At 68.7% G+C, this 23,601-nt stretch carries 20 protein-coding genes; 13 read left to right on the top strand and 7 right to left on the bottom strand.

Annotation, left to right across the window (positions count from 1 at the left end; genetic code table 11):
• Window positions 1-112: 112 nt before the first annotated feature.
• The 4 genes from AQJ66_RS29840 to AQJ66_RS29825 form a co-directional block, all read right to left on the bottom strand.
• Window positions 113-853, bottom strand: coding sequence for a 3-oxoacyl-ACP reductase family protein (locus tag AQJ66_RS29840; protein ID WP_061928206.1), 741 nt, complete (start codon window positions 851-853; stop codon window positions 113-115).
• A gap of 371 nt (window positions 854-1,224) precedes the next feature.
• Entirely contained in the window at window positions 1,225-1,929 is a 705-nt protein-coding gene (locus AQJ66_RS29835) for a Clp protease N-terminal domain-containing protein (protein WP_061928205.1), read from the bottom strand.
• Between the two features lie 97 nt (window positions 1,930-2,026).
• Complete coding sequence (locus tag AQJ66_RS29830) at window positions 2,027-3,232, bottom strand: cytochrome P450 (protein ID WP_061928204.1); 1,206 nt, start codon at window positions 3,230-3,232, stop codon at window positions 2,027-2,029.
• A complete protein-coding gene (locus AQJ66_RS29825; RefSeq protein ID WP_061928203.1) occupies window positions 3,229-3,906 on the bottom strand; it encodes a TcmI family type II polyketide cyclase in 678 nt (225 codons plus the stop codon). The genes AQJ66_RS29830 and AQJ66_RS29825 overlap by 4 nt, the downstream gene beginning before the upstream one ends.
• Window positions 3,907-4,110: 204 nt before the next feature.
• On the opposite strand from AQJ66_RS29825, the gene AQJ66_RS29820 reads away from it, so the two are divergent.
• Window positions 4,111-5,052, top strand: coding sequence for an aromatase/cyclase (locus tag AQJ66_RS29820; protein ID WP_061928202.1), 942 nt, complete (start codon window positions 4,111-4,113; stop codon window positions 5,050-5,052).
• A 144-nt stretch (window positions 5,053-5,196) separates the two neighbouring features.
• Window positions 5,197-6,201 carry a methyltransferase gene (locus AQJ66_RS29815; protein WP_061928201.1) on the top strand — a complete coding sequence of 335 codons (1,005 nt, stop codon included), beginning with the start codon at window positions 5,197-5,199 and terminating at the stop codon, window positions 6,199-6,201.
• Here AQJ66_RS29815 and AQJ66_RS29810 read toward each other — a convergent pair.
• A complete protein-coding gene (locus tag AQJ66_RS29810; RefSeq protein WP_244162983.1) occupies window positions 6,168-6,989 on the bottom strand; it encodes a TetR/AcrR family transcriptional regulator in 822 nt (273 codons plus the stop codon). The two genes, AQJ66_RS29815 and AQJ66_RS29810, sit on opposite strands and share 34 nt — an antisense overlap.
• Before the next feature lie 87 nt (window positions 6,990-7,076).
• Between AQJ66_RS29810 and AQJ66_RS29805 the strand changes: the two genes are divergently transcribed.
• The 6 genes from AQJ66_RS29805 (at window position 7,077) to AQJ66_RS29780 (ending at window position 14,553) form a co-directional block, all read left to right on the top strand.
• Window positions 7,077-8,048 (top strand): ATP-binding cassette domain-containing protein, encoded by a 972-nt coding sequence (locus tag AQJ66_RS29805; RefSeq protein ID WP_061928199.1) that lies wholly within the window; start codon window positions 7,077-7,079, stop codon window positions 8,046-8,048.
• Complete coding sequence (locus tag AQJ66_RS29800) at window positions 8,045-8,830, top strand: ABC transporter permease (protein ID WP_061928343.1); 786 nt, start codon at window positions 8,045-8,047, stop codon at window positions 8,828-8,830. The genes AQJ66_RS29805 and AQJ66_RS29800 overlap by 4 nt, the downstream gene beginning before the upstream one ends.
• A gap of 87 nt (window positions 8,831-8,917) precedes the next feature.
• Window positions 8,918-10,423 (top strand): FAD-dependent oxidoreductase, encoded by a 1,506-nt coding sequence (locus AQJ66_RS29795; RefSeq protein WP_159052669.1) that lies wholly within the window; start codon window positions 8,918-8,920, stop codon window positions 10,421-10,423.
• 322 nt (window positions 10,424-10,745) lie between these two features.
• Entirely contained in the window at window positions 10,746-11,945 is a 1,200-nt protein-coding gene (locus AQJ66_RS29790) for a cytochrome P450 family protein (protein ID WP_061928197.1), read from the top strand.
• Window positions 11,946-12,044: 99 nt separating this feature from the next.
• A complete protein-coding gene (locus AQJ66_RS29785) occupies window positions 12,045-13,310 on the top strand; it encodes a beta-ketoacyl-[acyl-carrier-protein] synthase family protein (protein WP_061928196.1) in 1,266 nt (421 codons plus the stop codon).
• Window positions 13,303-14,553, top strand: a complete 1,251-nt coding sequence (locus AQJ66_RS29780; RefSeq protein WP_061928195.1) for a ketosynthase chain-length factor — start codon at window positions 13,303-13,305, stop codon at window positions 14,551-14,553. The genes AQJ66_RS29785 and AQJ66_RS29780 overlap by 8 nt, the downstream gene beginning before the upstream one ends.
• Before the next feature lie 124 nt (window positions 14,554-14,677).
• Here AQJ66_RS29780 and AQJ66_RS29775 read toward each other — a convergent pair whose 3' ends face one another.
• A complete protein-coding gene (locus AQJ66_RS29775) occupies window positions 14,678-15,682 on the bottom strand; it encodes a ketoacyl-ACP synthase III family protein (RefSeq protein WP_061928194.1) in 1,005 nt (334 codons plus the stop codon).
• A 223-nt stretch (window positions 15,683-15,905) separates the two neighbouring features.
• On the opposite strand from AQJ66_RS29775, the gene AQJ66_RS29770 reads away from it, so the two are divergent.
• From AQJ66_RS29770 to AQJ66_RS29755, 4 genes are all read left to right on the top strand, one after another.
• Complete coding sequence (locus AQJ66_RS29770; protein ID WP_061928193.1) at window positions 15,906-16,166, top strand: acyl carrier protein; 261 nt, start codon at window positions 15,906-15,908, stop codon at window positions 16,164-16,166.
• 42 nt (window positions 16,167-16,208) lie between these two features.
• On the top strand, window positions 16,209-17,018 hold the full coding sequence (locus tag AQJ66_RS29765; RefSeq protein WP_061928341.1) for a class I SAM-dependent methyltransferase: 810 nt from the start codon (window positions 16,209-16,211) through the stop codon (window positions 17,016-17,018).
• A gap of 644 nt (window positions 17,019-17,662) precedes the next feature.
• A complete protein-coding gene (locus AQJ66_RS29760; RefSeq protein WP_244162982.1) occupies window positions 17,663-18,286 on the top strand; it encodes a response regulator in 624 nt (207 codons plus the stop codon).
• Between the two features lie 82 nt (window positions 18,287-18,368).
• Complete coding sequence (locus AQJ66_RS29755; protein WP_061928191.1) at window positions 18,369-19,118, top strand: SDR family oxidoreductase; 750 nt, start codon at window positions 18,369-18,371, stop codon at window positions 19,116-19,118.
• A 76-nt stretch (window positions 19,119-19,194) separates the two neighbouring features.
• Here the strand turns inward: AQJ66_RS29755 and AQJ66_RS29750 are convergent, their stop codons facing one another.
• Complete coding sequence (locus tag AQJ66_RS29750; RefSeq protein WP_061928190.1) at window positions 19,195-20,007, bottom strand: AfsR/SARP family transcriptional regulator; 813 nt, start codon at window positions 20,005-20,007, stop codon at window positions 19,195-19,197.
• Window positions 20,008-20,228: 221 nt separating this feature from the next.
• Between AQJ66_RS29750 and AQJ66_RS29740 the strand changes: the two genes are divergently transcribed.
• A partial coding sequence (locus AQJ66_RS29740) for a type I polyketide synthase (RefSeq protein WP_159052668.1) occupies window positions 20,229-23,601 on the top strand: 3,373 nt, incomplete at its 3' end.

The following is a 23,601-nucleotide window of genomic DNA, read 5'->3' as shown; positions in this document are numbered from 1 at the left end:
CCTGAGTGCCGATCCTTTGATCAGGTCCCGTTCCGGTGACCTGACTTCGCGCGCGGAAGGCTCCGGGGAACTCCGCCAGCGGGGCGCGTGGGGCGGCCGTCCTGCACGGTGGTCACGAGATCGACATGCCCCCGTCGATGGACAGCACCTGACCGGTCATGTAGTCGGCGTCCAGCAGCAGTTCGATGCCGCGGGCCACCTCGTCGGGCGTGCCCATGCGGCCGAACGCGGTCCGGGCCACGAGCGTGGCGCTGACCTCGGCGGGCAGCTCCTCGGTGAGCGCGGTGGCCATGAGTCCGGGTGACAGCGCGTTGACCGTCACGTTGAACCGCCCGCACTCCAGGGACAGGCTCCGGGTCATTCCCAGCACACCGGCCTTGGCCGCCGAGTACGCCGTCTGGCCACGGCTGCCGTGGAGACCGGCGGGTGAGACGACGTTGATGATGCGTCCCCAGCGGCCCCGCAGCATGTCCGGGAGCGCCGCCCGGCAGGTATGGAAGGTGCCGATCAGGTTGACGGCGATGGTCCGGGTCCAGTCGTCGACGGACTGGGTGGCCATGAGGCCGTCCCGGCGGATCGCACCCGCGTTGACGAGGACGCTGATGCTTCCCAGCTCAGCGCGTACCCGGTCGACCATGTCCCGGGTAGCAGCCCAGTCGGCGACGTCCGCCCGCACGAGGGCGCTCGGCCCGCTGAGCTCGGCCGCTACCTTGCGGGCCCGGTCCTCACCTGTGGTGTAGTGCAAGGCCAGCCGGTAGCCACGATGGTCGAGGACCCGTGCCACGGCGGTGCCGAGCGCTCCCGAAGCGCCGGTGATCAGAGCGACGCGGCCGCCGGTACCTGGGGCCGTCATCAGACCAACGCTCCCGTACGAGCGGTGGCCGGCCGGCGCGGCGCAATGAGGGATGCCCGCGGTGCGGGGCCTTCCACCGTGGTCTCGGGTTGATGTGCCCTCCGCAGGCGCCGAGGGCCGAAGATCCGTGTCCGGTCGAAAGCCATCTCACCACTCCGCAGGTACGGGGTCGGGAAGGGGGACGGGATCCGGTCCTCCATGGGAGGCCCGGCCGCCCTCGCACCCGGGTAGGCGGTGAACAGGGGGGCTGGGCGCCACGGGCCGAGTCCGGTCGATGGGGAGGTGTGGGGCGCGGGAGCCTCCGGGCGGGGTGTCACCTTCGACAGGTTCCACCTCGCCCGGAGCTCCCGTTGCGTACCCGTTCGGTTGCGCTACGAGGCGACGGACGATTCGTCGGCGGCCTCCGCCACGAAACGCTCGGCCGCCGCCGCGTCGACGCCCAGCGAGGACAGGAACCCGGCGCCGTCCTCCTCCTCCAGCAGCCCCAGCAGCACGTGGCCGGTGCTGACGGTGTCGTCGGCGAGCCGCAGGGCTACTCGCGACGCCAGTTCCAGCGCCTTCTTCGCGCGGGCGTCGTACGGAATCAGCAGCGGATCGGCGTCGCTGCGCGGCGGCAGGGCGGCCACCGCCGTGCCCCGTGCGTGGTCGAGGTCGATGCCCTGCGCCCGCAGGGCGTCGACCGCGCTGCCCTCGGTGCCGAGCAGGCCGAGGAAGACATGCACGGGGACGATCTCGGCATTGCCGGCCACCTTGGCCTCGTTCATGCCAGCGATGATGGCGCTACGGGCGGGCTGGGAGAACTTCTCGAAGGCGTTCGACGGCTTGGTGTCGGCCTTTCCGACGAACCGCTTCTGAGCTGCCTGCCGGGTGACGCCCATGCTGCGGCCGATGTCGGTCCAGGAGGCGCCGGAACGACGGGCCTGGTCGACGAAGTGACCGATGAGATGGTCGGCGACCTCGCCGATGTGGTCGGCCAGCAGGACGGCGCCGGCGAGCTGGTCGAGGGCGTCGGTGTGGTTTTCGGTGATGGCCGTGATCAGCTCATCGAGCCTGACCGGCGGAGTGATCTGCGTCATGTGTCAACCTTAAGTTGTCAACGGAGAGGATGTCAACCCGAGGTTGTCGCTTCTCGCAGTCGGCCGATCCCGGGTGGGCACATGGCGGGCGTGACTCCTACCAGGTGACCGGCATCTCGGCCGGGCCGAACGCCTGGATCGAGTGGTACTTGTACGTCAGTTCCGCCTCGGGCACGGCGAGCGCGAGCGTCGGGACCCGCTCGAAGAGCGTCGTGTACACGATCTCGAGCAGGCCCGGCACCAGGCGGTCCGCCGGGCACTTGTGCGGTCCGTGACCGAACGCCATGTGCCGGGCGGGCTCCTCCCGCATGAGGTCGAGCCGATGGGGATACGGGCACACCGACGGGTCGCGGTTGACGGGCAGCGTCGGCACCGCCACACCGTCACCGGCCTTGATCAGCGTGTCGCCGATGAGCACGTCCTCCGTGGCCAGCCGCATGGGGGTGCCGTCGTTGACCGAGAAGTACCGGAGCATCTCGTCCACCGCGATCGTCATCCGCTCCGGCTGGGCGAGCAGCGTAGACCGCTCCTCCGGGTGGTTGAGCAGGGTAAGCACGCCCAGCGAGATCATCGTGGACACCGAGTTGTGAATGCCCTGGGCGTTCGACAACATCAGGGGGGCCATCTCGTACCAGTCGATCTCGCCGTGCTTCTCGCGTTCCTGCAGGATGAGGCGACTCATCATGTCGTCGCCGAGGTGGTTGGCCTTCTCCTTCAGGACCTCTATCGCGTGCCCGTTCAGGCGGTCGGCCGCTTCCCTCTCCTCCGCCTCGGTGGAGGTGCCCAGCAGCAGCTTCCAGACGTTCTCCCGCATGATCCGCAGCTCGGTCGCAGGGATACCGAGGAACATCTCCTGCAACCGCCAGGCGATGGGGAACGCCAGCTCCTCCACCAGGTCGACCGGTTTGGTCTGCTGCCCCAGCATTTCGTCGATCTTCTCCTCCACGGCGACGCGCAGACGCGGCAGCAGCCGGGCGAGCCCTGCCGGGGAGAATTCCTGGATGATCGACTTCTTCTTCTCCAAGTGTTCCGGGCCGTCCAGGTTGATCATGAACGGCGCGCAGTACTTCAGCTTCATCAGCGAATTGGGGGTCAGCTTCGGAAAGCGGTCGTCCGTCTTGTCCGAGCTGAACCGTGGGTCGGAGAGCGCGATGCGGGCGTACTCGGGCCTCACGATCATCCACACGAGTGCGCCCGTGGGCAGTTCCACCTGGCCGATGCCGCGTTCCCGCAGCGTTTCGTACTCGGCCGGCAGCACGCCGGGGAGCTGCCGGCGAACGGGGTGGGTCGGGAGTTTGGTCATGCTGACACCTCTGCAGCCCAGTGGTAGAAACGGGTGGCCAACGAATTGCCTTGCGGGTCGTATGGCGGAATGAGCTCCGTGAGGTCATCGACGAGCTGGAGGAAGCGCGGGTCGCCCTCCGTCCACACCTCGCTGATCGCCTCCATGCTGTTGGATACGGCGAAGTCCTGGATGTGCAGGTAGATACCGCGCCACAGATAGATCTGGCGGCGCAGCGTGCCCATCTTCTGCGGAATATCGGTCGCATCCGACTCCGCGAACAGCCGTGACACCTCGGGGATGTGTTCCTGCCGCTGGACGTTGACGATGACCGCGCTGTACGTGTGCTCCAGGTCATCCAGTTGTTCAGCCGGCCACAGGTAGAAACGCTCGGCTGTCGGCCGGTCGACCGGGCCGTCCCAGTCCTCCGTCGCGGAATAATCGCTGAAATAGGGCGACAGGCGTTCGTTCAGCCGAATGCACCGGGGGTCGGTGGTGATGATCCGGTACGCCTCGTCCGGGTCGGCGACGTCCCAGTCCTGCATGTGCACGTAAAGGTCGCTGTAGCTGAAGACCTGTCTGCGGCGCAGCTGCGGCAGTTCGGAAGCGACCTCGCCATCGAACTCCCGAAGGATCTTGGTGACGTCGGCGACGTTACCACTGTCGAACGTGCCGACAGTGATGATGCTCGGCATAAGCGTCTCCTCACGATGGGCGGGGTGCCTTTCGAGCGCGCCCAGCTTGGGCCCGCGCCTTCGACGCCGGATCGACGCCTGATCAACGGCCGGCGCCGGCCGCGCACGATGAACTCGAAGGGTCCTCGAAGCGAGATCGATCGAGGACGGACATGGTCGGGCGTGACGGATCCGGACGCTACGACGCTTGTGAGGTGTCTTGTTGTGTCGAGTACACAGCGGCGAGTTGACCACGGCATCACCGTCGACGCCGACGTGGAGACGGTGTTCGACACGGTCGCGGACATCGCGAGTTGGCCGCAGTTCCACCGGTCCGCGGTGCACGCGGAAGTGGTCCACTCCAACGAGAAGGGGGAACTGGTCAGGCACTGGGCGCTGGCCGGCGACGCCGCCGTCCGCACCTGGCAGACCGTGCGCCGCACGGACCGGCCGGGACGCCGCATCACCTTCGCGCACATGGAGCCCGAAGCGCCCGCCACCGACCTGCGCGGCGAGTGGGTCATCACCGAACTGGCGCCGAACCGGACCCGGGCCGAACTGGTTCACCACGTCGGCGCGCCGGCCGGCGCCGATCTCGGCCCGTTGCTGGACGGCATCGACCAGGACAGCCAGGACTGCCTCGCCACGCTCCGCGACACGGCGGAGCGCCGCGCCGATCTGGACGAACTCGTGGTGTCCTTCACCGACCCGCTTTTCATCGCCGGTTCCGTCGATGACGCCTACGAATACCTCTACCGGGCGGACCTGTGGCCCGAGCGCATTCCGCACGTGGTGGGGCTCGCCATGACCGAGGACGTGCCGAACGTCCAGTTCTTCGACATGGACACCAAGGGCCCGGACGGCAGCACGCACACCGTCCGTTCGGTGCGGATCTGCCTCCCGCCCAAGCTGATCGTGTATAAGCAGATCTCGCTGCCGACGATGCTGGACGCGCACACCGGCCACTGGCGGTTCACCGAAGTGCCGGAGGGCGTCATCGCCGAAGCCCGGCACACCAGCACGATCAAGAGCTCGGCGCTATCTCAGCTGGGCGGCGCGACGACGGTCGGTGAGGCGCGCCGGTACCTGCGGCGTCTGCTGAGCGGCAACAGCATGAGCAACCTCCGCCTCGCCAAGACGTACGCGGAGGAGCGCGCCGGTTTCTGAACCGGGCACACACCGGCCTCCGCGCGCCCTCGCCACGGCGCGAGGGGCGACGAACCGCCCGGCCGGACCGTGAGCTGCCGTACCGGCACCGCCACCGTCCGGGCCAGTTCCGACGAACAGAGAACCGACGAGTCAGGAGGGGCAATGGCCAAGGAGACGACCGCCAGAGGCGGCGGAGTGTGGGCAGCCGCTGATCTGCTGACCCCGATGGCCGTGCGGGTGGCGGCGACGTTGCGGTTGGCCGACCACATCGCCGCGGGCACCCAGACGACCGAGGCGTTGGCCAAGGCCGTGGACGCCAACCAGGATGTGCTGGGGCGGCTGCTGGACCACTTGGTGACCGCAGGCGTGCTGTCGAGCACCGGCCCCGCCGGCTACGACCTGACGGCCATGGGGCGCCACCTGTGCGAGGGTGAACCCGAGGGAATGCGGGCCATCCTCGATATCGAAGGTGCCCTGGGCCATGCCGAGTTGAGCCTCGTCCACCTGTTGCACACGGTCCGTACCGGTGAGGCCGCGTTCCCGCAGCAGTATGGCGTGACGTTCTGGGACGACCTGTCGGCCGACGAGGGGCGCGCCGAGTCCTTCGACGCCTTGATGGGCGCCAGGCTGGCGGCGCACGCCCCCGCTGTGGCCGAGGCGTATCCGTGGGGAACACTCCGTCATGTCGTCGATGTCGGCGGCGGCGACGGCAGCATGCTGATCGCCATTCTGCAGTCCCATCCCGAGCCGCGGGGGACGGTCATCGACCTGCCCGGCCCCGTGCGCCGTGCCGAGAAAGCCATCGCGGCGGCCGGTCTCGACCACCGGGCCGACGCCGTGACGGGCAGTTTCTTCGACGCTCTTCCCGCCGGAGCGGACGGCTACCTGCTGTCGAGCATCCTGCACAACTGGGACGACGCGGCGGCAGCCCGCATCATGCGCCGCTGCGCCGACGCGGCGCAGACGACGGGACGCGTGCTCGTCGTGGACTACTTCAACGACCAGGCCGTCCAGACGGAGGGCGACCTGCGCATGCTCGGCTACTTCGGAGGCCGGCAGCACACCCTTGAGCAACTGGGCGAACTGGCTGGAGCCGTCGGCCTTCACGTCACCTCGGTCACACCGGCCGGTCGTTACTCCGTCGTCGAACTGCGCGCGCCCCGCTGAACGATCGCGCGCCGCGTCGAAGGCGGACCACCGCCGGTGCCGCTGATCGGCCGGCGCGATCCGTTCTTCTCGGTGACCGTCGAGAACCGGGCTTCGATTCCGTCCAGGATGATCGCCAGGCCGTTCTCGAACCGCTCGTCGGCCTCCCCGATCTCGGACGTCTGGACCATCCGGCTCAGATGCGGGAACTCGCCCGTCGCCAGCAGGGACGTGAGGTACGGCTCCATCCGCAGCCGCCAGGCGTGGCGATCGACGCCGGACTGGTCCGCGGTCGCCCGCTCGGTCAACTCGGCCTGCACGGCACCGCTGATCCAGGAGTGGAGCAGGTTGAGTACGGCGACCGTGTCGTCCATGCCCAGACCGCAGCCGGTGAGAACGGCGAGATCGCGTTCCATGCCGCGCATGAAGTTGGGGCCCATGATCGGGCGGGTGGCGAGAAGCGGGGCGAGCCAGGGGTGCCGCAGGAAGATCCGCCGACGACGGTGTGCCAAGGTCGTCAGGTCCGCGCGTAGATCGCCGGTCGGCTCCTGCGGCTCGAAGCCGGTCGCCTCGTCGATCATCACCGTGTACAGGTCTTCCTTGGTCGGCAGGTAGCGGTAGAGGGTCATCGCACCGGTGCCGAGCCTCTTGGCGATGGCGCGCACCGACGCGGCTGCGATGCCTTCCGAGTCGGCGATGTCGATCGCCACCGCGGCGATCTGCCCACGACTGTGCGTCGGCGCGGGGCCTCGCGCCGGCTTCTCCGGTCGCATCCAGATGATTGGTTTCGAGTCCGACACGGCAGCCATCCTACGCGTTCGCCAGATACTTGCGTACAGCGTACTCGGTTGGTTATGTTCAAACCGCGTACGCCGTACTCGGTCAGGGGTTGATGCATGGAAGACGCGATCATGTACACCGAAGATGTGAGGAAACAGTTCGGGGACGTCGTCGCGCTGGACGGCTTGGACCTGGTGGTGCCGTCACACACCGTCTATGGCCTGCTCGGCCCGAAGGGCGCGGGCAAGAGCACCATCATGCGGATCCTGGCCACCCTGACCCGGCCCAGCAGCGGGCGGGCCGTCGTCGCCGGATTCGATGTGGCCCGCGATCCGGCGGACGTGCGGCAGGTGATCGGCCTGGCCGGCCAGGACGCCTCGCTCGACGACGAACTGACCGGCCGTGAAAACCTGCTGATCTTCGGCCGCCTCTCGCGACTCGGCGCGCGCGGCGCCCGCCGGCGCGCCGACGAGCTGCTGGAACGGTTCGGTATCGCCCACGCCGGTAATCGGCTGGTCGGCACCTACTCCCATGGCATGCGCCGCCGCATCCACCTGATCGCCGGTCTGTTGCGGGCTCCCGCCGTGCTGTTACTCGACGAGCCGACCACGGGGCTCGACGCCCACAGCCGTGTCGAGATCTGGGAAAGCGTCCGCCAACTTGTGGACGACGGCACCACGGTCCTGCTCGCCACCCAGTATCTGGAGGAGGTTGAGCGGCTTGCCTCGGCGGTCGGTGTGATCGACCAAGGCCAGCTGATCGCCGAAGGCAGCCCGGCCCAGCTCAAGGCCCAGCTCGGCCGTCATGTCGACGTCGTGGTGGAGTCGATGGACCATCTGCCGAGTGCCATGGCGAGACTGGAGAGGCTCACCGGCCGGTGCCCGGAGACGGACGGTTCGCGCATCGTCGTCTCCGCGGTGGAGCGGATGCCCACCCTGCCGCTGATCGTGAGCGAACTGGACGCGTCCGGCGCGGTGATACGCAACGTCGGGATCCGCGAGCCCGGCCTGGATGACGTTTTCCTGACTCTGACCGGCAGGAACATCAAACCGGCTGAACCGGTCGAGACGCCGGGGGCGGTGTGGTGAACCTCCTGGCCGACGGCTGGACGCTGACCCAGCGAAGGCTGTTCCGGCTGCGCCACAAGCCCGGCACTCTGCTCACCATGCTGATGATGCCGAGCGCGTTCGTGGTGCTGTTCGGCTTCGTCTTCGGCACCGCGATCCGTGTACCGGGCACCTCCGACTACCGCGCGTTCATGATGCCCGGCCTGTTCGCGATGACGACCGGGACCGCCCTGACCACGACCATGGTGGAGGTGGCGACGGACCAAGCGCGCGGGGTGATGGAGCGCCTGCGTTCGCTGCCGACCCATCGGGTGTCCGTGCCGCTCGGCCAGAGCGGCGCGGAGGGGATCCTCGGGGCCTATGGACTGGCGGTCCTCATGGTGTGCGGTCTCGCCGTCGGCTGGCGGCCGCACAACGGCGTCCTGCCGACACTCTTCGGCATCGGCCTGCTCCTGCTGTTCCGCTACACGCTTGCATGGGTCGGCGCATACCTGGGACTGGTGGTGCGTTCGGCACGGACCGCGGCCGGCCTGACACCGCTGACACTGCCCCTCACCATGGTGTCCAACGCCCTCGTGCCCACCGACCGGATGCCGGTCTGGCTGCGGACGATCTGCGAGTGGAACCCGCTCAGTTCCATGGCGACGGCCACGCGCAAGCTGTTCGGCAACCCCGGTGCTCCCGGGCCGGACGCCGGATGGCCGCTGACCCACCCTGTGGCCGCGAGTCTGCTGTGGGCCGGCCTGCTGTTGTTGATCTTCGTGCCGCTGTCGGCGCGCCGCTTCGCCCGCGCCGGACTGTAGATCCGTACGCGCCGTCTCCTGTCCGAGGGCGCGCGGGTGAGCGCGGGGACACCTTCAGAGTCGGGAGCACCTTCAGAACCTCGATGGGTGCGACGTACCCGTGAGGAAACAGCTGTTTTCATTTTCGGAGGGACAAACATGCGAGTTGTGATCGTCGGAGGCGGCACGGTTGGGTTGTGCACCGCAGTCTTCCTCGCCCGTCAGGGTGTTTCGGTCCATGTGCTGGAGCGCCGGGCACAGGTCAACGACCATCCGCGCGCCTTCGGGATCACCGATCGGTCGGCGGAGATCCTGCGGGAGGCCGGCATCCACATCGAGACGGCCCATCTCGCCAGGGGCCTGATGACGGGAACGAGCCTGGCTGACCTGACCACTGTCACGGCCAAGTTCGAACCACCGGAGATCGGCCCGGCGAAGCTGGGAAGCTGCCCGCAGGACCGGGTCGACCGGGCCGCGCTGGCGCGGCTGCGGGAACTCGGCGGCCAGGTGGACTTCGACAGCGAGGTGGTCGCGGTGGCGGACGGCAGCGTCACCACGGCGGACGGCAGGACCGTCACGGGTGACTATGTGATCGCCGCCGACGGAGTCCGCAGCAGGATGCGGGAACTGCTCGGCATCGGCCAGACCGGCCCGGGACCACTGAGCACCTCGCACATGCTCAACGTGCTGTTCCGCGCGGAACTGCCGACCCCGCCGTTGTCCATGACGTTCCTGCGCAACGAGCGGGCGTCCGGGATCCTTCTGAAGGTCGACGACACCGGCCGCTGGGTCTTCCACATCCCGAACGGCGACCCGGACACCCCCACCGAGCGGATCCAGCAGCACATCAGGGACGCCACCGGCGTCACCGACGTCGAGCCGGAGATCATCAGCCTGTTGCCCTGGTCGTCGACGGCGCGGGTGGCCGACCGCTTCAGGCAGGGCAACGTCTTCCTCGTCGGTGACGCGGCACATGTGGTGCCGCCGGTCGGCGGTCTCGGACTCAACGGCGGTATCGCCGACGGCCACAACCTGGCGTGGAAGCTGGCTGCGGGCGGTGACGCACTGCTCGACACCTACGAGGACGAGCGCCGGCCTGTGGCGCTGTTCACCATGGAACAGACCGTGCTCCGCGCCCACAACCGTGACCTGCACTGGGACAATGATCCGAGCCGGGCCGCCGACCGGGCGGCCGTCGGCATGGCCGGCATCATGATCCCCGTGATCGGTTACCGGTACGACTCCCGTGCGGTGATCGACCCGGAACCGCTCTCCGACATGGAGAACCTCGTACTGGACGGCGCACCGGGCAGCCGCCTGCCGCACCGGTGGCTCCCGGACGGACGCTCCACGGTCGACCTCGTCGACGGCTTCACGCTGATCACCGGGACCGCGGCCGACCACTGGCTGGACGCGGCACGGAGCCTGGGCATCACGGCACACGCGGTCGACGGGTGGGCCGGTGCCGCCGGCATCAAGGAGGACGGCGCTGTGCTCGTCCGCCCCGACGGGTTCGTCGGCTGGCGTACGGTCACCACGCAACACGACGTGGCGACCAGCACACCGCACCTGCGGGACGTGCTCGACCAGATCCTGTGCCGACAGGGGGCGTGACCCGGATCAAACCCGTGGCATGCGGTCGACACCGGCGCGGTCGGTGTCGACCGCATGCTGCTCTGGCGCGGGGCGATGACCGGGCCGCCTCCGCACGCCCCACTCCTTTGGGTCGAAGCACACACGAACTCGCCTCGAACCGCTCCCGCGAGCATCGGCGCAGAGTGATCCCTTGACCACCGACCTCGAGCAAGCGCGCGCTCACCGCGCCCTGTTCGCGGACGTTCCCAGCGCGATGGTGAAGGCCGGGCCGGAACGGATCAGGTCCGAGAGGGACGCGAGGCCGGTCACGAACCGAACACCGAGGCAGAGGAGGCGGAGGATGGATTTCGGCGCTGATCCCTATTCCGAGTACGCGTGGATGCGTGCGGAAGAACCGGTCCGGAAGGTCGTGGAAGGCAAGGGCCTCTACGGACTGCTGGTGACCCGGTACGAGGACGTGCGCAAGTTGCTGACGGATCCCAGGATGAGCAAGGACCCGCGCAACGCACCGCCCGACTGGCAGGAGGCGGGCAAGGGGCGGCCGCTGGAGGACCGGACCGGGCTCGGGACGCACCTGCTGACCACCGACCCGCCTGAACACACGCGGCTGCGCCGGCTGGTCTCGACCGCCTTCACCGCCCGCCGTGTCGAGGGTCTGCGCGACCAGGTGCGGGACATCACGGACGGGCTTCTCGACACGCTCGTGCCGCGGGGGAGGGCCGACCTGATCAGCGAGTTCGCGTTCCCGTTGGCGATCACGGTGATTTGTGAGCTGCTGGGAGTACCCAAGGCGGACCAGGACGTGTTCCGCCAGTGGACGAAGGACTTCCGGCGGTGGACGAACACCGACTCGGCCCAGGCCGACCGCGGTGACGCGCGGCCGATCGGACTGCGCGACCTCCTCGAGTACCTGACCGATCTGGTCGCGAAGCGCCGGCGCGAGCCGGCCGACGGACTGGTCGACGCGTTGATCGCGGCCCGGGACGACGACGACCGGCTGAACGAGACCGAGTTGCTGTCCATGCTGTCCCTGCTGTTGGTCGGAGGCTTCGAGACAACGGTCAATCTGATCGGGAACGGCACCCTGGCCCTGCTCCGCCACCCCGACGAACTCGCCCTGCTGCGCGATCGACCGGAACTGCTGGACTCGGCGCTGGAGGAGATGCTGCGGTACGACGGGTCGTTCGAGACGGCGACGTGGCGGTTCCCGCTCGAACCCATCGAGATAGCGGGTACGCACATCGAGAAGGGCCACCCGGTGCTGCTGTCACTGGCATCGGCCAACCGGGACGGGGCGAGGTTTCCGGCACCGGACGACTTCGACGTCGCCCGCGGGGACAACGCGCATGTGGCCTTCGGTCGTGGTGCGCACTTCTGCCTCGGCGCCCCGCTGGCCCGGCTGGAGGGCCGGATCGCGTTCGACGGGCTGCTGCGCCGGCTGCCGGGCCTCGCGCTGGCCGTACCGCCGGGGCAGTTGCGATGGCAGCGGAGTCTCACCATCCGCGGACTCGAAGCGCTGCCCGTCACCTTTGATGCCTGACCCCGGCATCGCACATTCCGTTCACTCGCCATGGATCGTTATCGGGAAAGAGGCTCATATGCCGAATGCTGCAGTCAGTGCGCGAACGGTGAGGGCACGATGAACCGCCGGATCGCCATCACGGGGGTCGGCGTACGTGCCCCGGGCGGCGGAAACGCCAAGGAATTTTGGAAACTGATCTCGTCCGGCACCTCGGCCATACGCACCATCTCACTGTTCGACGCGTCCGGGTTCCGCTCCCGGATCGCGGGCGAGTGCGACTTCGACCCGGTGGCGGAGGGCTTCTCCGCCCAGGAGATCCGGCGCATGGACCGGAGCGCGCAGCTCGCCGTCGCCGCGACCAGGGAGGCGGTCGCGGACGCCGGCCTCGACCTGGCCGAGGCCGACCCGCATCGATGCGGAGTCAGCGTCGGAAGCGCCATCGGCGGCACGATGAGCCTCGACCGGGAGTACAACGTACTGTCCGACGGCGGCCGCAAGTGGCTTCTCGACCACGAGTACGCGGTGCCGCACATGTACAACTATCTCGTCCCGACATCGATCGCCGCGGACGTGGCCTGGACTGCCGGGGCGGAAGGCCCCGTGTCCCTGGTCTCCACGGGATGCACCGCGGGCATCGAGTCGGTGTCCCACGCGGCGCAGCTGATTCGCGAGGGCGCCGCCGACATGATGCTGGCCGGTGGCTCGGACGCGTCCATCTCACCGATCTGCGTCGCTTGCTTCGACGCGATCAAGGCGACGACGCCCCGTAACGACGAACCGGACACCGCGTCCCGTCCCTTCGACCTCACCCGGAACGGCTTCGTACTCGCCGAAGGCAGTGCGATGCTGGTACTGGAGGAGCTGAACCACGCCAGGGAACGTGGCGCGCACATCTACGCCGAGATCGGGGGATGGGGCGTGCGTGCCAACGCGTACCACATGACCGGACTCAGGGCCGAGGGCCCCGAACTGGCCACGGCCATCGAGGTGGCGCTGCGGATGGCCGGGCGCGTGCCCGAACAGGTCGACTATGTGAACGCGCACGGCTCCGGTACGAAGCAGAACGACAGACACGAGACCGACGCGTTCAAGCGCAGTCTCGGCGACCACGCCTACCGGACGCCGGTCAGTTCGATCAAGTCCATGATCGGCCACTCGCTGGGCGCGATCGGTTCGATCGAGATCGCGGCATGCGCGCTGGCCATCGAAGCCGGACTGATTCCGCCGACGGCCAACCTGCACGAGCCCGACCCGGAGCTCGGCCTCGATTACGTACCGCTGACGGCGCGGCCCGCGGATCTGCGGACGGTGCTCAAGGTCGGCAGCGGGTTCGGTGGTTTCCAGAGCGCCATGGTGCTGACCAAAGGGGGATCCGATGAGTAGGACAGTCGCGGGGACTGACAGCGGCAGGACGCCGGCGCCCCCTCGCGCGGTGATCACCGGTCTCGGGGTGGTCGCGCCGAACGGGTTCGACGCCGACGAGTACTGGGATGCCGTCCTCCACGGGCGTGGCGGCATAGACCGGGTCACCCGGTTCGATCCGGCGCAGTACCCGGCCGAACTGGCGGGCGAGGTCCCCGACTACGACGTGCGCGCGTACATCTCCGGCCGTCTGGTGCCGCAGACCGACCAGACCACCCGGCTGGTACTGATCGCGACGGACTCCGCGGTCCGGGACTCCGCCCTCGACCTGACCGCCCTCCCCGACGATCAGGTCGGTATCGTCACCGGTCTCTCCGCCGGCGGGCTCGAGTACAGCCAGCGCGAGCTGGAGAAGCTCTGGAGCCGCGGCAGCGATCATGTGAGCGCCTACCTCTCGTTCTCCTGGTTCTACGCGGTGAACACGGGGCAGATCTCCATCCGGCACGGGTGGCATGGCCCCGGCGGCGTCCTGACCGGGAACACCAGCGGCCTGGACGCCATCGCTCAGGCCCGCCGGTACGTGGGCGAGGGCATGCCGGTGGTGATGTGCGGTGCGGTGGAAAGCGCGATGTGTCCGCTCGGGTGGGTGATCGAGCTGACCACCGGCCGGATGAGCACGGTGACCGACCGGACACAGGCCTACCTGCCGTTCGACACCGCCGCGTCCGGCTACGTGCCGGGAGAAGGCGGCGCCATGATGCTCGTCGAGGAGGCCGGACACGCGCGCGAGCGAGGTGCTCAGCCGTACAGCGAAATCGCCGGGTACGCCACCACCTTCGACCCGCGGCCCGGTTCGGCACGGGAGCCCGGACTGCGCCGGGCGATCGAGTCCGCGCTGTCGGACGCCGGTGTGACGCCGGCCGAGGTCGACGTCGTGTTCGCGGACGCGGCCGGGGTCGGCGAACTCGACCGCGCTGAAGCCGCCGCCGTCACCGGCGTGTTCGGTCCACGGGCTGTTCCGGTGACCGCGCCCAAGACGATGACCGGCCGGCTGTACTCCGGTGGCCCGGCGCTCGACGTGGCCACGGCGTCGCTGAGCATGCGGCACGGCGTCATACCGCCCACGATCAATGTGACCGACCCCGTCCGGTCCGACCAACTCGACCTGGTACTCGGCCGGCCGAGGGAAGCGGCTGTGTCCACCGCGCTGGTGCTGGCCCGAAGCGACGGCATCAACTCCGCGATGGTGTTGACGGCGGCGTGACGGGACGCCGGTGGCAGCCGTCCAAGACGGCTGCCACGCACGGCGCGGCGGCCGCCACGTACGGCGTCGGCCCGGACGAGGCGCCCGGTGGTGACGCGGACGCCTCGGCTCGGCACCGTCTGGTTCACGGCTTGGCGATGATCTCCAGGACGCCGGCCGTCCAGGTGAAGCCGGCACCGACGCCGGCCAGCAGACACGTCTGCCCCGGCTCCAGGGCGCCCTCGGAGACCAGATGGGCCAGCCCGGCGAACTGGTCGCCCGCGCCGAGATGTCCGACCCGCCGGCCCCAGGACCAGGTCGAGCGCTGCGGATCGATGCCGAACGGGTCGAAGTACTGCGCCCGCATCCGGGTCCGGCCCAGGTTCGGCAGCACATACCAGTCGATGCCGCTGAGTTTGACGTCCGCCTGGGCGCAAGCCCGGTCGAACGCCTCCCGTTGACCCGCTTCGATGCGGTTGAGCAGGGCCTCCACTCCGAGCTCTCGCACCAGGGTGTCGCTGTTCAGGTCGATCGGCGCTTCCGCGGCCATCGGAGCACCGCTGAACCGCTCGCTCCGGCTGCCGTGCTCCAGCCCAGAATCGGACACCGTGGCCAGTCCGCGCAGCTCGGCGAATCCGGTGCGGGTGGACACCACCACGGCGGTGCCGCCGTCGCCGCAGATGGTGCTCGGGTCGCTGTGCCACCGGTCGAAGCCGGGCAGGCAGAACCGGTCCGCCGTGGTGACCAGGGCGGTCGGCCGGTCGTGCGCCCGCAGGTAGCCCGCCGCGAGTTCCAGGGCAGCCATGCCACCGTTGGACATCTGCCGCACCTCGACGGCCGGGCAGGAGCCACCCCCGCAGAAGCGCTGGACGTACGACGCCGCCGGCCACATGTCGTGACCCTGGTGGTACGCGCAGGCGTGCAGCAGCAGATGCAGGTCCTCCGGCCCGGCCTCGGCGCGCCCGAGCGCGTCCCGTGCCGCCAGCACCGCCATCTCCGGCGCCGACTTGTCCGCCGAGACGCACACCGACTCGATGCCGGTGTTCCAGACCCGCGCCCGATCGGCGAGCCCGGCTCGTTCCGCCGCGTCGAGTGTCAGGCGCTCGGGCAGCCACGAACTCGCGGCGGCTATGTAGAGACCGTCGCTCATTGTCTTCCTCCCACGGATCGGATTGCCTCGGGTTTCCCGTATCCGGTCATGGTCGTCATGTCCGGCGGAGGTTCGTTCGAGACCTAGGCGAGGCGTTGCCGCAGGGAACACATACCGACAGACCCGCGCCCGAATACCGGCGGCCTCCGTCGATCGGAACTCGATTGGGTGTCGAAGGATCCCGGCAATGTTGGTTTCGACGTCACGAGACGAAGGGGCAACCATGGCGACTTTCACCCAGGCGGACCTGGTGCGGTGCATACGCGAGGCAGCCGGTGAGGACGAAGGACTCGACCTGGACGGAGATATCGCCGACATGACGTTCGCCGATATGGGCTACGACTCCGTCGCGATGGTGGAGGTGACGCTCCTGGTCGAGCGAGAGCTCGGCATCAATCTGCCCGAGGACGACAGGACGGGCAAGGACGCGACGCCGAAGCAGTTCGTCGAACTGGTCAACGAGCTGCTGCCCGCCTCGATCTAGCCGCGAGCGCGGTGGCGTGCACGGCTCACCAAGGAGATGACCATGTACAGCACAGAGCACCAGCAACGCTTCGACAACGGCGCGCCGGAGGCACCCGAGCAGCTCGGCCTGCTCTCCGAGATCCTCAACCGGGAGACGTTCCGCACCCTGGGCCAGGAGGTGGGCGTCGGCCATGGTTGGCGTTGCTGGGACGTGGGCGCCGGAGACGGCTCCGTCGCCCGCTGGCTGGCCGCAAGAGTGGGAACATCCGGGCATGTGGTGGCCAGCGACCTCAAACCACAGCACATACCCAGCCATCCGCGTATCGAGGCGCTCCGCCACGACCTCACCGAAGACCCTTGGCCTGAACCGGAATTCGACCTCATTCACGCCCGGCTGGTGTTGATGCACGTGGCCGATAAGGAGGCGGTCGCGGCAAAGCTGGCGGCACACCTCCGGCCGGGCGGTGCGCTGGTGCTGACCGACTGGTATTGCGGTTGTGTAAGCGAGGGAATCATCAAATCCCCGGTCGACGAATACACGGCGCGCATCTTCCAGCAATACCACGACGGCGTGCATGAACTCGCCGGAGAAACCGGTATGGATTTCGAATGGGCGTTGCGCACGCCGGATGTACTGTCCGCCGCCGGCTATCGGGACATCACAGTGCGCGACTTCCGGGCGCCGGGGGAGGGCGGGGCGCCGACCGCGCGGCTCGCCCGGCTGCACAGCAGCATGCTGGAGCCCTTCCTCCTGAGCCAGACCGACCTGACCGTCGCCGACCTCTCGGTAATCCGGGAAAAACTCCTGGACTCGGAATTCGAGATGGTGACCAATCACACGTACACGACCGTCGTCCGGGTCCCGAAGTAAAGGAAAGCTAAAGGGTGTAGGTGGCGTCGAAGGCCGGCACCTGACAGTCCCCGGCGGGGTCGGCCGACCCTGGCGGTCGCAGCGGCCGCGGCGACGCGGCTGCTGCTGTCCGCGTCCCGACTTCCTCCGCGCACGTACTGGCTCTCGCGGGCGCAGCACGTCAAACCGGGACAGGCTGCCTGTGCGCCCCCAGCGTCGCGCTGAACCGCCCCCCTCGGGCGCCGCACGGTGGCCCCGCCTGTCGGGCAGCCGCGAACCGATGCTGCGGGACAGCTCGTAGGACTACTCCCGGGCTCGCCGCCCTGATCTCCTTCACCAAGAAACATTAAAACAGCTCGAAACATTGTTGTTAGGAAGTGGAGGCCCAGGCTACGGTATGTCGTGCGCCAGCGAACATATTGGGGGAGTTATGGTAGCTGCTGCGGCAAAGGCCTTAGCGGAAAAACAAATTACCGATTTGGCGATCAATAGTGTAAAGCGGGCATTGGAATGGCAAACGGCATGGCTCATCGACGTGGACCCCGCGATGAAGCCTGCAAGGTTTTCCGTGCATCGCTCCCAAGGGATTCCTGCACCCTTTTGGAAATCGTCGCCCCACTCGGGGGCGCGGTATGCGGCCTGACCGTGCCGGCCAGTTGCGGATAGTGCTGATCGACGACCATGCGCTGGTGCGCGAGGTAGTGTGCGAGGCGCTCGACTTGGAACCGGACATGGTCGTGGTCGGCGACGCCTCCAACGGCGCGGCCGGCATCCTGCGCTGCAAGACCGAAAATCCCGACGTCGTGTTGCTCGACGGCAACATTCCTGAAGAGTCGGTGACCGAAACAGTGCAGGCCATCCGCTCCATATCGCCGAACGTCAGGATCCTGGTGGTCAGTATGCGTGACGACCCGGCGCTGGTACGCCAATTGCTCGACTGCGGTGTCCGGGGTTATCTGAACAAGTCGGCAAACCGGACCGATCTGGTGTCCAGTATTCGCGCGGTGTGCGCAGACGACATCCGCATCGTGCTCCATGTATCCGTCGAGGCGCTGACGCACATCGCTTCGACGGCGAACTGCCCGGAGACGCTCACCAGGCGCGAGCTGGAAATCCTGACGCTAGTGAGCAAGGCGATGAGTAATCGGCAGATCTCGCGGCGGTTGACGATCGCCGAAGGCACAGTGAAGCGCCATTTGGGCACCATCTTCACGAAGTTGGACGCTCGTTCCCGGCTGGAAGCGGTCAACAAGGCCGTTTCCATCGGGCTCATCGCCCGCGGTGGGTGAAAATTTCCAGGGAAATGCCCGCTGGCCGACAAGGTGCAAGAACCGCACGTGCAGATCACCCCGAAGGGAAGGCAGGCAGACTGTGGCAACCTTGAACGGCAAGACCGCGCTGGTGACCGGCGGTCGGACCGGTATCGGCTTCGGCATCGCCACCGCTCTGGTCGAGCGGGGTGCGAACGTCGTGATCACTTCACGCGACGAGGACAAGCTGCGCAAGGCGGCCGCCGAACTCGGCGAGGAACGGGCCGTCGCGGTCGCCGGTGAGGCCACCGACCTCGAGCACCAGCGGAACGCGGTGGCGACCGCCGTCGACCGGTTCGGATCGCTCGATCTGCTGGTCAACAATGTCGGCGGTACGGAGCGGACCGCCCGTCGGTTGGTCGACGTCGACCTGGCGGCGTACCGGCGCACGGTCGAGATCAACTTGATGTCCGCGCTGACCTGGGTCCAGGCGGCCTGGCACGGCTGGCTCGGCAAGCACGGTGGCGCCATCGTCAACATCTCCTCGATCGCCGGCGAACTCGCCGTCCCCGACGGTACGTCCTACGGCACGGCGAAGGCGGCACTGAACCACTTCACCCGGCAGATGGCGAACGAGCTCGCGCCCACGGTCCGGGTGAACGGCGTCGCCTCCGGCACGGTACTGACCGACTTCACCAGGGCGAACGTCGAGGGCAGGGAGGACCAGGTGATCGGCTCCATCCCGCTGAGGCGACTCGGCGAACCCGCCGATGTGGGTGCGGCCGTGGCCTTCCTGCTGTCCGACGAGGCATCCTGGATCACCGGGCACACCATCGTCGTCGACGGCGGCAGGCTCCTCCACAACAGGTGACACTGCACCGGTGCGACCGAGGATGGCCTCGCAGCGATCCTCGAGCCGTCACGGTGACCCTTCCGCGGAGCGGTGACTACCGAGTGACCCGCTCCGCGCGGGGCTCCTCCGAGAGCCCCCAATCCGACCAGGAGTCACGCCCGGCCAGCACCTCCCGATGCAGTTCCTGCAGCATCACAGAGGGTTCGAGGCCCAGATCGGCGGACAGCGTTCTGCGCAGGTGCTGGTAGGCGATCAGCGATTCGTTCCGCCTGCCGCTGGAGGCCAACGCCTTGATCAGCTGCGCGTGATACCACTCGTTGAGCGGATCGGCCACCAGCATCGCCTTCAGCTCTCCGACAAGTTCCCGGTGCCGTCCCAGCATCGCGTCCGCCTGGATGCGTAGTTCGACGGTGTGCGCCCGCTGCTCCGTGAGGTGGACGACGTGCGCCTCGATCGACGGGCCGGCCGTCACATCGGCGAGCGCCGGTCCTGACCACAGGTCGAGCGCCTGCCGCAGCAACCGCGCCGCCGCGGCCGGATCGCCGGCGGCGAGCGCGGTGCGTCCCTGCTTAGCCAGCCGGAGAAACGCTTCCAGGTCGAGCTGCTCCGGGTTCACCCGGAGCATGTAGCCGGTGCCACAGGTGGCGAGCACTTGCTCGACCGTACCCTCCGGCACCCACGGTGCGAATTGACGCCGCAGTTGGTAGATGTACGTCTGCGCCGTGGGGACGGCACTCTTCGGTGGCTTGTCACCCCACAGATCATCGATGATCGCGTCGAGCATGACGATGTTGTTCGCGCGCAGGAGCAGCTGCGCCAGCACCCGCCGTGCCATCGGCGCTGTCGGCGTGCAGTCGCCCAGATCGTTGGTGACGGTCAGGCGGCCGAGTACCTGGAATCGCAACACGGATGAACTGCCTCCACACGGTGATCGTCGGGTTGGGCCTCGAACCAGACTCTGCCGATCGCTTGGCCCGGCAGGCAATGCTGCGGGGCGAAGGTCCCACCCCGGTGACCGTGTCGGATCGTGTCCCCTGCAACCTTCGTCGCATTGCCCTGGACGAGAGGTTTGCGAGCGGCGGCACCGGTTGAGCCCACCCTCCGAGAGCAGAGTGAGATTCCGCTGTCATGACAGAGAATTTCGTGAAAGCGAGTGGTCAGGACGTCGTCGCGGTGGTCGGTCTGTCGTGCCGTCTTCCGGGCGCGAGTTCCCCCGAGGCGTACTGGGACCTGCTCGCGGCCGGCCGGGAGGCCGTCGGTGAGGTTCCTGCCGACCGCACCGTACACGTCGGCGCACGGGTGGCCCGAGCCGGGCTGATCGACGGCGTCGCGGACTTCGACGCCGGCTTCTTCGGAGTGTCACCACGCGAAGCCGCAGCGATGGACCCCCGGCAGCGACTGATGCTGGAACTGGCCTGGGAAGCGCTCGAACACGCGGGAGTCGACCCGTTGGCAGTGCGGGGCAACCGGGCGGGAGTCTTCCTCGGGGCGATGGGTGACGATTACGCCGGTCTGGTGCGCGACCGGGGTGTGGGCGCGATCGACAGCTTCACCCTGTCCTCGCTCCAGCGTGGTGTCCTCGCGAATCGGATCTCCTTCTTCCTGGGACTGTCCGGCCCGAGTGTGGTCGTGGACTCGGCGCAGTCCTCCGCCCTGGTCGCCGTGCACCAGGCGTACGAGAGCGTGCGGCGAGGCGAGTCCGCGTGGGCGCTGGCGGGTGGGGTCAACCTGATCCTCTCGCCGGACTCGACGGCGACCGCGAGTGAGTTCGGCGCGTTGTCGCCGGACGGCCGTTGCTACACGTTCGACGCCCGCGCCAACGGCTACGTGCGCGCCGAGGGCGCCGGCCTGGTGGTGCTCATGCCACTGGCTGACGCTCTCGCGCACGGCCACGACGTGGTGTGCGTGATCCGCGGCGGCGCGGTGAACAACGACGGTGGCGGCGAGCAGCTCACCACGCCGAGCCGGGCGGGGCAGGAGGACGTGCTGCGGGCCGCCCTCGCCGCGGCGGGAACGGACCCCACCGAGGTCGGATACGTGGAGCTGCACGGAACCGGCACACCGGTGGGGGACCGCGTGGAGTCGGCGGCGCTGACCGCGGTCTTCGCCGACCGAGACCGGCCGCTGGTGGTGGGGTCGGCGAAGACCAACGTAGGGCATGCGGAAGGAGCGGCGGGGGTCGTCGGTTTCATCAAAGCGGCGCTGTCCGTCCAGCGTGGTCAGGTCCCGGCGAGTCTGAACTTCGCCGCGCCGGCGGACGACGTCCCGCTCACCGAGATGGGCATCGAAGTCGCTGCCGGGCTGCGTGAGTGGCCCGGCGACGGGCCGCGCGTGGCCGGCGTGTCGTCGTTCGGGATGGGCGGGACGAACTGCCATCTCGTGGTCGCGCAGGCTCCTGATCCGTCCCCGGGCGAGGAGAACCGTGCCGCGGGCGTGGGCACCCTTGCGTGGCTGGTGTCCGGCGGCACCGCGCGGGCCCTGCGTGCCCAGGCCGAGTCGCTGGCCGGGCATGTCGCCGCACAGGGCGGCCCGGACCCCCTCGACATCGGGTTCTCGCTGGCGACCACCCGTGCCGCGCTCACCCACCGCGCCGTGGTGATCGGCGCCGACGCGACCGAGCTGGGCGAGGGGCTGGCCGCGCTGGCAGCGAACCAGCCGGCGCCGAACGTCGTGTCCGGTTCGGTCTGCGAGGGCGGCACTGCCTTCCTGTTCACCGGGCAGGGCGCGCAACGCGTCGCCATGGGTCGGGAGTTGTACACGAAGTTCCCGGTGTTCGCCGAGTCCTTCGACGCCGTGTGCGCGGAACTGGATCCGCACCTGGGCCGAGGCCTTCGAGAGACCGTGTGGGCCGACGCGGACCTGCTCGGCCGGACCCGGTACACGCAGGCAGCGCTGTTCGCACTGGAAACCGCGTTGTACCGGCTGGTGGAGTCGTTCGGAGTACGTCCGGACCATGTCATCGGGCATTCGATCGGTGAGGTCACCGCCGCGCACGTCGCGGGGGTGCTGTCGCTGTCCGACGCCTGCACGCTCGTCGCGGCACGCGGACGGTTGATGCAGGCGGCCCCGTCCGATGGGGCGATGGTGGCCGTCAACGCCGACGAGCGCGACGTACGGTCGCTGCTGCCCGGCTCCGGAGTGGGTGTCGCCGCCGTCAACGGGCCCGCTTCGGTTGTCATCTCCGGTGACCGCGACCCCGTGCTCGCGATGGCGGAATCCTTCCGCGCCAGGGGAGTGAAGACCAAGCACCTGAACGTCAGTCACGCGTTCCACTCCCACCACCTCGACGGAATCCTCGATGAGTTCGCCGACGCCATCCGCGGGCTGGCCTTCCACGCCCCTCGGATCCCCGTTGTCTCCAATCTCACCGGGCGCACCGCCACCACGGACGAGCTGAGCGACCCGGACTACTGGGCACGCCAGATCCGTGGCACCGTCCGCTTCGCCGACGGCATCCGTACCCTGCACGACGCGGGCGTGTCCCGATACCTTGAACTCGGTCCCGACCCCGTACTCGCCGGCATGGCCCGCGAAACGCTCGCCGAGCAGGCACCCGCGGCGGTGTCCACGCTGCGCGACGAACAGCCGGAAGTCCATACGCTGCTGAAGGCGCTCGGCACCCTGCATGCCACGGGGGCGGCAGTGGACTGGACGCCGCTGTTGAACGGCGGCCGCAGGACCGCGCTGCCTACCTACGCCTTCCAGCGCAGCCGGCACTGGATCGGTGAAACGCGCGAGACCGCGCCCGCCGCGGAGCCGGCACCCGTCCGCGACCGCGAGGGCGTGCTCGACACGGTGCGCACGCACCTCGCGGCCGTCCTGGGCTACGACGCGGCCGACATGACGTCGTCGGCGTCGTTCAAGGACCTCGGGCTGACCTCACTCACCGCGGTCGAGCTGTGCGCCGGGCTGTCGGGCGAGCTGGGTCTGGTCCTGCCCGCGTCCCTGGTGTTCGACCACCCCACCCCGGACCGGCTCGCGGCGTACCTGCACGCCGAACTCACCGGGTACGGCGACGCGGGTGACACGGGTGACACGGTGAGTATCCGGCCAACCGGCGACGGCGGCGCCGACGATCCCATCGTCATCGTCGGGATGGGCTGCCGGTTTCCCGGTGGCGCGTCGTCGCCGGACGAGCTGTGGGAGCTGGTGCGGTCGGGCCGGGATGCCGTCTCCGGGCTGCCCCGCGATCGTGGCTGGGACCTGGACAACCTGTTCGACCCGGACCCCTCGACATCCGGCCGGACATACGTGCGGCACGGCGGTTTCCTCGATGACATCGCCGACTTCGACGCGGGGTTCTTCGGGGTGTCGCCGCGTGAGGCACTGGCGATGGATCCGCAGCAGCGGTTGCTGCTGGAGATCGGGTGGCAGACGTTGGAGGACGCCGGGATCGATCCCGGTTCGCTGCGCGGCAGCAGGACAGGCGTGTTCATCGGAGCCATGGCGAGCGACTACGGCCCCCGGCTCGACACCCCGCACAGCGGGGTCGACGGATACG

Origin of the sequence: Streptomyces bungoensis, from assembly GCF_001514215.1 — a bacterium.
Taxonomy (GTDB): Bacteria; Actinomycetota; Actinomycetes; order Streptomycetales; family Streptomycetaceae; genus Streptomyces; species Streptomyces bungoensis.
This window is presented reverse-complemented; position numbering and strand designations above follow the sequence as displayed.